Below are 12,100 nucleotides of genomic sequence, written 5' to 3'. Positions count from 1 at the left end.
ATGTGTTTGACAAAACATTCGACTCAACTCCTCCTGCTAATTGTGGTTAGTGTTTTTGGTTCAACCTCTGTGACTAAAGCTTCTGCCAGTGAGCAATGTGACGATAAACGACAAGAAGTATCGCAATATCTGGGGCTAAACCAGAAAAAAGCATTGTTAACATGCACGCAAGTAAACCAAGCGTACGAATTGATTCATTCTCCTAAACTTGACATTTCGGCATGGGAATACGAAGGCGGTTTCCGGCTGTCGACCAAACGCGCTGGCAAAGCGGAGAATTCAACTGTCGATTTTTCATTGGGTATTTTCAGTCTTAGTACATCTAAAAAATCGATGTTTGTGGCTAGCAACCCAAGATTAGGAGGCATTGGTGAATTCCTTATCCCTCCAATAACAAAGTCAGAAGACTTGAGGGATTTTGTGAAAGGCGAAACTGTTCTGCAGAACTTTATTCCGCTAATAAATAACCCAAGAGTTTCAACAGGTATTGGGGGTTACTTTCGCATTACTGGCATTAAGCAAATTGATAATGCGTTAATGGTCAACTACATCAACTGGTATGATGCAACGGCCACGGAAACTGATACGAGCATTATGATATGGAATGCAAATAACCTTGCTGAGAGCAAAATGTACGGCCCTTACCAATTACAAGGCGCAGCTCATGCAGCTGGCTGGTTAAGCGAAATTCCGTCTAATTTAACCGACCTTTTTGACGCTTCGCACATCACGGGCTCACAATCTAACGCAGCGATATCCTCTAGGTTGTCTATTGGCCCGACGGCATTTGCCTTTAACCCCAGAAAAGATGTTATTTACGGTCCGTCAGGGTTTGTTCAAACACAGGCCCTGCTCGACTTTTCCATGAAAAACCCACTTTACGACCACAGCGTATATGAATATCAACCGGAATTTAAACCCTTAAGTATTAATGAAGACGGGTTAAACAAAATGTGGACACTGTCTTCGGGGGCCTCTTTTGGTTTCATTATCCCTGGTACACGCACTTATTTGACACTGGGTAAATCAGCTGGTCACGAAAGTGGTATTGGCTATAAAATCGAGCAAAACAATGGACATAAATGCGGAGGTCCATGCCCATACGATGCATCTGATTACTATAGTTTTTATTGGGCATGGGACGTGGTAGATTTACTGAAAGCCAAGCTTAATTTAACAATGCCCTACAATCTTCAACCTTACGAACACGGCAAGTTTCCTTTGCCCGCAAGGTACAAAGGATTGGCAATAGGTGGAGCCGACTATGATGCTGAGCAAGGAAGGCTATTTATTTCCTTAACAAAAGGCGACACGCTTGGAAAATATGCTAGACCACCTTTGTTTCTTACCTATAAACGTAAAGTATCCACACTAAAAAATGAAACAAAATAATCAAAAAGTGAGTGTCATTATGCCTGCTTATAATTCTTCTCACTACGTAGAAGAATCAATAAGCAGTGTGCTGAATCAAACTCACCGAAATATTGAGCTTATAGTGATTGACGATGGTTCCACAGATGAGACGTGGACCATTATAAATGCATGGTCAGAACGTGACGACCGCATAATTGCTATGAGACAAAAAAATCAAGGTGTTTCTGCGGCCCGCAACAATGCTATTTCGAAGTCTACGGGCGATTTTATCGCATTTTGTGACTCGGACGACGTATGGTATGCAAACAAGCTTGAACGCCAATTAGATACAATTGGAGACGCGGTATGGTCGCACTGCGACTCGCAATATGTAGGTCTGGGATACGAGGACAAAACGGTTTACCGCTCTACTTACAGCCACCTTTATGACGAAAATATATTCGCGCATTTAGCTGTCGAAAATTTTATCACTACTTCATCACTTTTAATTAAGTCGGATATTTTTAAAAGCTTTTGTGGGTTTGATGAGTCTTTAGTGGCGCTGGAAGACTGGAAACTATGGCTTCAAATTGCTAAAGAGCATCCAATCGTTCTATGTAACGAAGTGCTTTTAGATTATAGGGTACAACCACAATCTACGTCTCGCAATGCACGCTCATTATTACCTGTACATCTCGAAATTCTTGATGAAACCTTCAACGACGAAGAATTGAGAAACAGCACATTAAAAAAAGAAGCTAAATGCCGTGCTTATCTTATTTTTTCTTATATCGCTGAAGAGAAAAACGATCACCTTTTCTCTTTGCAATGTTCGTTAAATCTTTTTCTATGCAAAGGGAATTCTATGAGCGTTAAGCGCATATTGCGAACTTTTGTTAACTTAATCACCCAAAAGAAGCGATAAATATGAAGTTGGGACATAGTAAGGATCGATTAATAGAATTTATTAAGTTCGATCACAACAGCAAAAAAGGGCTACTTGTTGCGTGTGTAAGGTTATGTGCATTTGCACTATGGAAACTTGGTTCTAGAAGTAAGGCGTTCGCTCTGGTTTCAGCAGTTTTCAGAACGGGGTGGTCTGGCAGTTACTCACTAGGTGTAGAGTACGCTAAACGGTATTTCGTTAACGGTAAGCAATATGAAAACGAAATACAGGACGCATTTATTAATGCCGTTGAGCCTCTATCAAATACGGCGGAATTCTTTACCGAACCTGAAAAGATGCTAAATGGAATTATCACCGTACTGAAAAAGCCAAATGGGTCTGAGAAAGGCGTAATTATTATTAACTATAGTTACTACTTCCCTTTGTTCCTACGCTTTTTCAAAGCAGAAGAAATTTTAGAAAATTATCATCTCATTCTAGAGCCTAGTTGGGCAGGGTTTTGCGAGTCGAATATTCTTATTTACACGCAGCTAAAGTTTCCAATTTTCATTCAAACCTATGAAGAAAGAGACTACAACTTCGTTAAAGCACTCAATTCAAATCTTATTCCAATTAAGGTCGGCCCAAGCTGGTTCATAAATTATAAGAATTTCGCTCCCCCCCTTAAAGATGAGGAAAGAGACATTGATTTAATTGTTGTGGCTGCATGGGCGAAGTACAAGCGTCACAGAGCACTTTTCCAAGCTTTGAAGGGCGTAGTGTCAAGAAAGCCCGACTTCAAGATTGTGTTAGTCGGATACCCTGGTGACATATCACAATCTGATATCCTTTCGTATGCAGATGAAATGGGGCTTGCTGACAATGTAAAGATTTACGAATGGATAACACCTCAAGAAGTCGCTGAATTATATAAGCGGGCAAAAATAAACGTCTTGTGGTCAAAGTTTGAGGGTAACAACAGGGCGATTATTGAAGGAATGCTGTGTGATACACCGGTAATAATGAGAGAAAACCATAATTACGGTGAAAAATACGATTTTATAAATGCACAAACAGGTTACTTTGCAAACGAGCAAGATCTTGAAATTAAGGTATTGAGTTTATTAAACAATGAGGGAACCTTCTCTACAAGAGAGTATATTTTAAACAACAGGAATTGCGACGTAGCCACTCAAATGATGCAAGACGTGATAAGAGACTACGAGATAGAACAAAATAGCGACGTAAAATGGCACTCAAACCTCGCAGTAAAAGTGAATGACTTACATGGCATGCATTATCTTTATGAAGAGCAGGATGCATTTGACGATTGTTATAGCTGGATTGAAAAGAAACTAAAATGAATAAAGAGAAAGATGATGAGTTGGTAGTGTTAATCCAACAGCTTGGTGGAAAGGTAAACTACCTTCCCAATCCTGGCAATGCAGGTGACTCACTTATCGCATGTGCAACGTATCAATTTTTTGAAAGAAACAATATAGAGTACAAATGCTGCCAGTCAGAAAAAGATATTTCAGACAATGATATTCTTGTTTATGGTGGAGGCGGCAATTTTGGTGGTGAAAATAGCCGTGTTGGTTATTACATCAAAAAATACGCTTCTCGCGTGAAAGCTTTTATATTGTTACCTCACACGCTTTTTGGTGCAGAAGAGTTATTGCAATCGCTTCCTGAAACCGTTCATCTCTTTTGTCGAGAACGAGTTTCTTATGAATTTGCTAGCAAAATGGTAACAAGAGCCAACGTATACCTTCACGATGACATGGTGTTAAGCGCAGATGTGGAAAAGATGCTATCAAAACCTGCCAGCCAATCGGCGTTGGGTAGTGTTGGTTCAGAATTGAAGCGCCGCGCACTCTTTAAAAATGAAGATTTTGGTATATCGCTGAAGCACTACCTTGCCTACACTTTAAAATCACTGTTTGGTCATCCCTACCCGAGCAAACCTCAAAGCGGTGAACTCAATGCATTTAGAATAGACGTTGAAAAAACTGACATTCCCATTCCCTCAGACAACGTTGACGTATCGGCACTGTATGAGTTGAGTTCATGCGAACCTAAGCTCGCCAAGCTGTCTACATTTCGTTTTTTATCTCACATTAACGCCTTTGAAACGGTGAACACCAACAGGCTGCACGTAGCCATTGCGGCGACTAAGTTAGGTAAAAAAGTAAATCTATACGGTAATAACTACTTTAAAATACGCGCTATTTACGAGTATTCACTTAAAGGAAAATACGCAAACGTAGTGTGGAAAGAATAAGCGCAATATTTATTAAGCTATCTATTGCTGACCATACTTTAAGTATGCTCAGCAATAGGAACGCTGCAACTCATTCGATTTAACAACTAAATAACTCTTCATTAAATCAACTTGCCCGCCTAGAGCGAATAAAGCGCAAGCCTAACGAACTAACTTCTTCAAGTATTCTGTGCCTTTTAAATAAAAACAGAAAAAATAAACACGCTACGAGATAAACTCCAAAGTATAGAGCACTCCCTAATACAAGATAGAGTATTCCCTGCCCCGTCAACATTTGTGCTGATAAGACAGCGCCAAAACACGCCGTGGCCAACAGCGCACACATAAACAGTAAGCTAACCACGGGCAGCCCAAACCGCATAGAACAAAACACCAGCAAGATGCCCAGCACAGTGAAAGCGAATACTAGCCTTGCGATAATAAATTCTTCCATACTGCCCGAGAAGAAAAACGCAAACAGGCCTAATAATAAGCTCAACGTTACCATTTCATAAACCGACAATAGCTTTACATCACCATTTGCAATAAGCCCTTGCTGAACAAAAGTCGACACGGCAAATGTAATGGTGAACACGGCTAATAGCGGTAATAAGTGCGCAAAGGGCAGCCACTGCTGTCCTAAAAACAGCGAAACAAGCTCCTGATTAAAAACGTGTAAATAACCAATAACCGGAAAAATCGCACACAGCAATATGGTAAGCACTACCACAATGTGCTCTCCAATTGGATCGCCCCTTCTTTTTATTTCAGAAAAGCTTGCTAGGAATACATTAGATACAGGAGCGATTATTTCTCTACTTGGTAAGAATGAAAGGTTTCTCATTAAGCTAAAACCACCAAGCTGATCTGCACCGTACATTTTACTAATGAAAATCACGTCGAACTCGGCGCGCACGTACCCCAAAATTGAACGAATGAGCATCCACAATGAAAAACTCATTTGCTCCTTTATGCGGCTCAATGAAAACTTCAAAGGATAAGGCGCATAACAATGAGAGAGCAGTGTTTTGCTGGTGTATGCTGCCAGCACGCCTATTATCATGGCCCAATAGTTCTCTAAAATGAAAGCCAGTACCACTGTAACTAAGAAACTCACAACTCTCTCAATCAAGAGTATTTTAGAAATGATGCCGTATTCCAAATCTCTTCTATGCATAAAGAGTTGGGGGCTAGCAAAGGCAGAAATTGGTAACACAAGTGCCATAGCGCGTATCGCAGATTCAGCTTCTGGTGCGTTCAAAAAGTTGGCCAGTACAGGCGTAAGTGCAAGCAGCGCAACAAACAGCGCGAGTTTAGACAATATTGAAATCGTCCATGCCGTTACAATATCGCTATCATCCAGGGTCTTCTTCTGAATAATATATTGCTGAGTGCCTCCCTCAGACAATGTATCGAAAAGAAAGACAAGCATTGTAGCTATTGCAACTACGCCAAAATCTTGGGGCGTTAATAAACGCGCAAGAATCAGCAGGCTAATAATACCGATGCCGCGTTGGAATAATCGAACAATAAGGATCAGCGACGTACTGCTGGCCACTTTTCTTGCTAAGTTCAAACTTTTAAATCCTTATCGACTGTGTTCCACACAAAGCACACATCAAGAAGCCTTGATGTAGAACGCACAACAGTTTTCATTTATCAACATTCCTTGAGTCAGTGAAATATTCAGTCAAACACGGCATGCGTGAAGTTTTTTTCAGCGTCATTCTCGCAACGCTTTATACTTTGCGAAAAGTCGTGCCCTTCCAGCATTTTTTCAACAATACTAACCAAACTATCAGGCGACACTTCAAAATCCCCTACCCGAAATTTCTCTGGCCAATCAATATCTTTAAGAAAGTTGCTGGCTTTTTCATGCACTTCGGCTAATAAAAAAGGAACGTGAGCCATAAACGCGTAAATTGCGCCATGTAGTCTAAAGCTTAAAAATGCGTCACAGTCGCCAATCTGATGCCACATACTCATAGGGTCGGTGACATAGTCGAACAGTTCAACGCTCACAGTCGGGTCAAGAAGTCGAACAAATTCCTGCGTTGCAGCCATGTCACCGTGCAATTCATGGCCGTTGAACACAAAGAGTCTAAGCGTAACATCACCGCCCCTTTTAGCATTCAACGTATTAATTGCGGACGCCAGAATTTGCAGTCGTTCGCTATTTTCGTGACGCACTTTTCCTGTTTTTCCACTGAACGAACACAGTGCTAACCCGATGGTCGATTTAGTGCTCTCCTGCTTTGCTTTTAAATCTAACTTGTCAACCTTTGGCAACAGCCCAGCAAGATCGAAGGCATGTGTGCAAGGTAAGTCTAAATTGTAACTCTGCACCAATTCATAAGACTTAAGGTCTCTAACACAAAGAAAAGACATGCGTTTCATAAACTCGATAACTTTCTTTTCGTGTGCCACCGAATCAAAGGGACCTACAGAAACCCCAATAGCCCCAATCTTTAAATCATACTTTTCAAAGTTTTTATTGGCATATTCCATTTCCCACCAGTCTTTGCCGTGGAAGATGGAACCACCAGAATACACAAGATGCTTATTTTTCTTAAAATGCCTATCTAACAATAACTCGTTAATGAACTGCAGACGATATGGCAATGTTTTCATAATCGGCTTTGCATTGTTGGATAGCTTAGGAATTTTTTTAGAAAAGAAATAACTGGTATCAGCGCCCCAGTAATGCTGCGCTCCCCACTCTGCGACTTTGCAAAAGCAATCGTCGCCCGTATTTTTCATACCGTAGAAGCCACTAAAGGTAACATTCATACCTATCCCTTATTTTGTTCAATGCGCGCAATTCCACAAACTATTTTTTGCATTAACACCATGGCTTGCTGCTTTATTGCATTTATGATTAATCTTTGGCGATTTTTGACGCTAGGCTATTTATGTAACTACCCGCTTCTGCATTTTCAGCAAGCTTCACATCGAGCTTACTTCGGTCGCTGCTACATTCAGCTAGAAGCGACTCAACTCTATGCTTCAAAACAGATGCGTCTTCTGCTTGCTTAACATCAACCCCGTCAACTTCCGTGTGTGATGTCAAGAATGCCTTCATTTTGTCATCGCACAGTAACGGCAAGAAAGGAATTCCCATACCGAAACCCATTATACAGCCGTGCAGACGACTACTCACAATAACGCGAGCATTACTTACCTTTTTCAGCATTCGAACATGAGAAGAATCCATATTAGTATGCTCTTGATATTCCAACCCCAAAGCTTCAGCTACAGCCATCAGATTTTTTGATATTGTATCTAGGTCAGCGCCTGCCAACCTTACATCTGACGGATGGATTAGATGCAAAAGAACGTTTGAAGAACGTGCTAGTGATTGCCAGTAACGTGGAACCAGATAGTTTATTGAGGGGCAAGCGGTAAGAACTAGTTTATTTGGTGCAAATTGCTCTAAAAAGTTGAAGGTATATTCATCTCTCACGCCTAAATGGTCGGCGCCTTTCGCGATTTTAGGAAATAAATCACCTTTCATTTCCCCTCTTCCAGACATCTTATTAATGCCAATACCATGCGCGGTGAAACGCAAGCCACTTTGTAGTACATCGTGCCAAAAAGGTTCAAAGACTGGCTGTAAAAGGCCTCCTCCGCCAATTACCAGCAGCACATTTGGGTTATGCTGTTTTAAGTAGTCAATGTGCGCTTTAAACTCTTTTAACCATACAGGAGAACAAAAGAGGTCGGGGCCGTCTTTACCCACTACTTCTTTTAAACCAAGATGGGAAATATAGTCCCCAACGTTTCTTTTGTTTGCATAAATGTAAACGACAGGAGCGGTTTTTAAGTATTTTTTCCTCGTGAACTTTTGCTTTAAGTAGAATGAAAGTGAGCCATAAAGATCAAATTTTTCAGCAAAATACAGTTCAAAACGCCATCGCAAAGGTTCCACCAACTTGGATATCAAGAAATACATTCCTTTTTTTATTTTCATTTCAATAATGTCAAATATGTAGAAGCAATATGTTCGGCGGTATGCTCCCAAGTAAACTTGGATGAAATCGTTAGGCCTTTTTTTACTTTTTCATTGTAGAGCTGTTCGTCTGTAAGGAGGCTGCCTACAGCACTACTCAACGCAAGAAAGTCTTCAGCTTCTGCGCTACAAATCGCATCTTGCCCAATTTCTACAAGCACGTCAGCTTCAGAAGTTACTACCGGTGTTCCAGAAGCCATTGATTGCACAAGAGGAAACCCAAAGCCTTCTTCGCGCGATGCAAAAATAAACACCTTTGAGGTTTTCATTGCTTGAATAAGCTCGTCTTCGGTAACCCAGCCTTTTATAACAATGTCATTTTCAATTCCCAATGCTCGAATGGTTTTGGAAATGATAGAGTCTTCCCCTCCAACAAACCCTAAAATAGTGAGGGGATGTGCTTTCTGCAACTCTTTAGGTAACTGCGCCCATGCTTTTAACATGTTCTCAGGGTTCTTCTGATGACTGTCGCCGCCAAGCATGAGAACGCCTTTCTTCAAGACCGGGTTAGTAGGTGGCTCAAAACCTTTAGGAATACCATGGTAAACATAAGAAACTTTGCCCTTTAATGTTGGGAAAGTACTCGTGATATCGCCCATCGAGTATTTTGAAATGGTTAAAATGTGATCAGAAAAAACCAAACCTAACCTATACACTGCCCACAAATACACCTTCTGTCTTAAAAAATAAAAATTCTCTTTTAAAGTTCTGCCTTTATAGTAGCGAAAAATATTAAGAGAATGCCACTCCATTAAATCATGAGTTGTAGTTATTTGTTTAACGCGAGACAGCAAACAGACCCTATTACCTGGCATATGAAAAAGGTTGATTTTGTATTTTTTTAGTTGCTTGGGTAACAACCACTGCTCCCAAAGTATCTCTGTCTCAGCATCGATATTAACTAAAGTTACGTTCGGAAAGTTGGAAAAACGACTTAAACGTTGCTCGTAGTGTGAAATCTCATCATTGTATTCAAACTGCCGATTAATAAAAAAGTAAAAATCGACATTTGGCATCACCTTTGGCAAACGCTGGCAAAGCATATATACATATTGAGGCATACCCCTTAGTGGGCGTAAAACAAATCGAGCATCAATTCCTATTCTGTATCGCATAGAAGTAATTACTGGCTGTAGTTTGTCACCCATTCAAATCCCCTTACTAGCAAATTTACGTGAAATCAAACGACGTCCGGGGACTTCAACAAGTTGGTAACACATTGTAGAAAAAATTAGGACTATTGCGATATAAGCGAAAATATTAAAAATAGAGGCATTTTGACTGTCTTCCATCAATAGCATAACAAACCAATTGAGTAAAAAGGTATGGCTTAAATAAACAGAGTAAGATATGTCGCCAAGCCATATAAAAGGTTTAAGCTCAAGCAGCCTGTGAATTGGCCCTTTAGACAAAAGAAGTCCTAAAAGCATACAAAAGAATAACCCAGGCGCGTAAAAGTGATTGGCAGTAGTATTTAGAATTAATCCATAGAAAGACAAGAAGGAGATACAAAAAAGCCACTTACCAAAAGCAATTTCTTTATCTTTCAATCTGTAATGGATGATGTAAAGGCACATTCCGTTGAAGAAACCGAAAACGCAACGAAGGAGTCCTAGGTCCCCAATATTATCCCCTAATGAACGAGCTCCAATTACCGTGTAGGCAATCGCGGTGATGCTTAGCGAAACTAATAGAGCAATAACAGCATAGCGTCGGAACTTTGCGATAAAACCAGCAGTAAATGCAAAAGCCAAATAAGCACAAAACTCTCCGCTGATAGTCCATGACGGAGTATTCCACATTGACCAAAAATCGGAGCTGATAAACCAAAGATCTAAAAGCATAAGTTTGATGAAGAAGCTTTCTGCGGTCAATGCTCCTTCGGGTACTACTCTATCTGTTAAATACAAGGCAAGAGGAATGCTGAGGTAGCTCAAAAGAACAAAAACGTGAAGTGGATAAATTCTTGCTATGCGCTTAATTATAAAATCTTTTTTAGCCTGCCAAGTGTCATTACTCGAAAAGTGTTTCATATAGTTAAAAGAAATAATGAAACCGCTCAGTAGAAAAAAGAAATCTACCGCTAAATAACCTTTCTCAAAGAATATACTAATAAACTGCGGCACATCGTATGCTACCAACCAATGCTTTATATGATAAAGAACGACAAAGAATGCAGCGATTCCTCTTATTGAAGTAAGATAATTCATTTATGACTCTTCTACTGTACTTAGAGCTAGAGAGACTCCATATAGATAATAGATCCATGGATAAAATGCTACGCCAATGAAGAGACCACCGACACAATAAATAATTAAAGAATGGCTTAATGCACCGCCAATGACCCCAACTTCTCCACCCAACCGCTTAATAGTCCTTCTGTTGAGCAAAATTGTATGCAATAAAATTGACAGAAATAGAAATAGTCCCCCGTAACCGGTTTCGCCAAGCACTTCGAAGAATATATTGTGAAATGCTTTACCGCCTCTTTGTTTTATTTCTATTTCGTCACCTTGCTGATAGTGGTGCAAAATTCCAGCATTTGCATTGTAGCTGTAAAAGCCGCCCCCAAAAAAAGGCCTATGAGAAACATAGTCTAATGTCCACCTCCACACTACAATTCGACCTATCGCTGACTTTTCAGATGTTGTAGCATCTTCTATAGAAGACATGCGGTAAAACCAAGACTTGGGCGCAACTGTATAAATAAGCAAAGGAATCATACATATAGCCAGAAACACTTTAAAATTTATCTTGTGCTTTTTCAGAAGTAATCCTATATACGCAGCCAACGCTACTAGACCCGTTCTAGCTTGAGTACCAACAACTGTGAGTAAAGATAGAGCAGAGTAAGCTAAAGACAGCCAGCGAAAAGCACTCCATGACTGTGCAATCTTTGAGGATGACTTTAAGGCAACAAACAAAGGTATAAGGCACACTGCTAGCGATGCCAGTGTAGAACCTTCTGAATACATAAACCCACCGATTCCGATAAGTGAAACCCCGTAACCTCCCCCCCCTAATAAGGTTTTTATCCCAGCCATAAAAAGGAATAACCCAAAAGAAGCAACACATATCCAAAGAAACATCTCGACATGAGCCCTTTTAGTTAATGTAAAAGGAATAAAGTAAGCAAAAATAAGTGTTTTTATTACAAAGTCGTACTTAATCCAGACGACGTTTTGATATTCACCGAGAAATGAAGCTATCGTTACCCAAACCATAAAACCTATCATAATAAAGTGATATGATTTACTTTTGGGAATACGCAGCTTATTAAAATTAAAAATTAAAACTAAAAAGAACAATGCCGTAGTAATTAAAGAAAGTGGCTGCCCGGCCAAGAAGGCAAAAGAAGTGTTCTGAGGTTTAACAAGGTTTATCCACACTGCCAAACAGGCGGCTACATGCGGCCGAGTAAAAGAATAAAACATCAGAGCTAATAAAATTAAGCTCATGAAAATATCTGTAACCATCAACTAGTCTCTTATTATTTTTTTTCTTTATTTTCGTTTTTACTTGTCTTTGTAGTACTACTTTTTTTTTCAAGCTTCATATAAAAAACTATTATCATCATCATTACAAAGAA

General features: G+C 40.0%; 10 protein-coding genes. 4 read left to right on the top strand and 6 right to left on the bottom strand.

The annotated features are described in order from the left end of the window. Positions 1 to 6 precede the first annotated feature (6 nt). Genes MHN00_RS06945 through MHN00_RS06930 form a run of 4 tightly spaced genes read left to right on the top strand, consistent with a single transcriptional unit; the run spans position 7 to position 4,523 of the window. Positions 7 to 1,392, top strand: coding sequence for a hypothetical protein (locus MHN00_RS06945; RefSeq protein WP_239300762.1), 1,386 nt, complete (start codon positions 7 to 9; stop codon positions 1,390 to 1,392). Continuing rightward, positions 1,379 to 2,278 (top strand): glycosyltransferase, encoded by a 900-nt coding sequence (locus MHN00_RS06940; protein WP_275444199.1) that lies wholly within the window; start codon positions 1,379 to 1,381, stop codon positions 2,276 to 2,278. The genes MHN00_RS06945 and MHN00_RS06940 overlap by 14 nt, the downstream gene beginning before the upstream one ends. A 2-nt stretch (positions 2,279 to 2,280) precedes the next feature. Further along, entirely contained in the window at positions 2,281 to 3,603 is a 1,323-nt protein-coding gene (locus MHN00_RS06935) for a glycosyltransferase (protein WP_239300760.1), read from the top strand. Then, positions 3,600 to 4,523, top strand: a complete 924-nt coding sequence (locus MHN00_RS06930) for a polysaccharide pyruvyl transferase family protein (RefSeq protein ID WP_239300759.1) — start codon at positions 3,600 to 3,602, stop codon at positions 4,521 to 4,523. The genes MHN00_RS06935 and MHN00_RS06930 overlap by 4 nt, the downstream gene beginning before the upstream one ends. Positions 4,524 to 4,629: 106 nt before the next feature. On the opposite strand, the gene MHN00_RS06925 is transcribed toward MHN00_RS06930, so the two are convergent. From MHN00_RS06925 to MHN00_RS06900, 6 genes are all read right to left on the bottom strand, one after another. After that, positions 4,630 to 6,078, bottom strand: a complete 1,449-nt coding sequence (locus MHN00_RS06925; protein ID WP_239300758.1) for an oligosaccharide flippase family protein — start codon at positions 6,076 to 6,078, stop codon at positions 4,630 to 4,632. A 110-nt stretch (positions 6,079 to 6,188) separates the two neighbouring features. Next, complete coding sequence (locus MHN00_RS06920) at positions 6,189 to 7,292, bottom strand: polysaccharide pyruvyl transferase family protein (protein WP_239300757.1); 1,104 nt, start codon at positions 7,290 to 7,292, stop codon at positions 6,189 to 6,191. Positions 7,293 to 7,380: 88 nt separating this feature from the next. Further along, complete coding sequence (locus MHN00_RS06915) at positions 7,381 to 8,445, bottom strand: polysaccharide pyruvyl transferase family protein (RefSeq protein ID WP_239300756.1); 1,065 nt, start codon at positions 8,443 to 8,445, stop codon at positions 7,381 to 7,383. 23 nt (positions 8,446 to 8,468) lie between these two features. Beyond that, positions 8,469 to 9,659 carry a glycosyltransferase family 1 protein gene (locus MHN00_RS06910; RefSeq protein WP_239300755.1) on the bottom strand — a complete coding sequence of 397 codons (1,191 nt, stop codon included), beginning with the start codon at positions 9,657 to 9,659 and terminating at the stop codon, positions 8,469 to 8,471. Then, positions 9,660 to 10,721 (bottom strand): acyltransferase, encoded by a 1,062-nt coding sequence (locus MHN00_RS06905; protein WP_239300754.1) that lies wholly within the window; start codon positions 10,719 to 10,721, stop codon positions 9,660 to 9,662. It abuts the gene before it with no gap. Next, entirely contained in the window at positions 10,722 to 11,987 is a 1,266-nt protein-coding gene (locus MHN00_RS06900) for a putative O-glycosylation ligase, exosortase A system-associated (RefSeq protein WP_239300752.1), read from the bottom strand. Positions 11,988 to 12,100: the final 113 nt, after the last annotated feature.

Source organism: Alteromonas sp. Cnat2-8 (genome assembly GCF_022348355.1).
Lineage (GTDB): Bacteria > Pseudomonadota > Gammaproteobacteria > Enterobacterales > Alteromonadaceae > Alteromonas > Alteromonas macleodii.
Note: the sequence above shows the minus strand (reverse complement) of the source record. Positions and strands in the feature narration are given on the sequence as shown.

Bases quoted from the DNA above. Each gene is read 5' to 3' on its own strand.
- MHN00_RS06940 (WP_275444199.1), top strand. From the start codon at position 1,379: ATGAAACAAAATAATCAAAAAGTGAGTGTCATTATGCCTGCTTATAAT.
- MHN00_RS06935 (WP_239300760.1), top strand. From the start codon at position 2,281: ATGAAGTTGGGACATAGTAAGGATCGATTAATAGAATTTATTAAGTTC.
- MHN00_RS06930 (WP_239300759.1), top strand. From the start codon at position 3,600: ATGAATAAAGAGAAAGATGATGAGTTGGTAGTGTTAATCCAACAGCTT.
- MHN00_RS06920 (WP_239300757.1), bottom strand. From the start codon at position 7,292: ATGAATGTTACCTTTAGTGGCTTCTACGGTATGAAAAATACGGGCGAC.
- MHN00_RS06910 (WP_239300755.1), bottom strand. From the start codon at position 9,659: ATGGGTGACAAACTACAGCCAGTAATTACTTCTATGCGATACAGAATA.
- MHN00_RS06905 (WP_239300754.1), bottom strand. From the start codon at position 10,721: ATGAATTATCTTACTTCAATAAGAGGAATCGCTGCATTCTTTGTCGTT.
- MHN00_RS06900 (WP_239300752.1), bottom strand. From the start codon at position 11,987: ATGGTTACAGATATTTTCATGAGCTTAATTTTATTAGCTCTGATGTTT.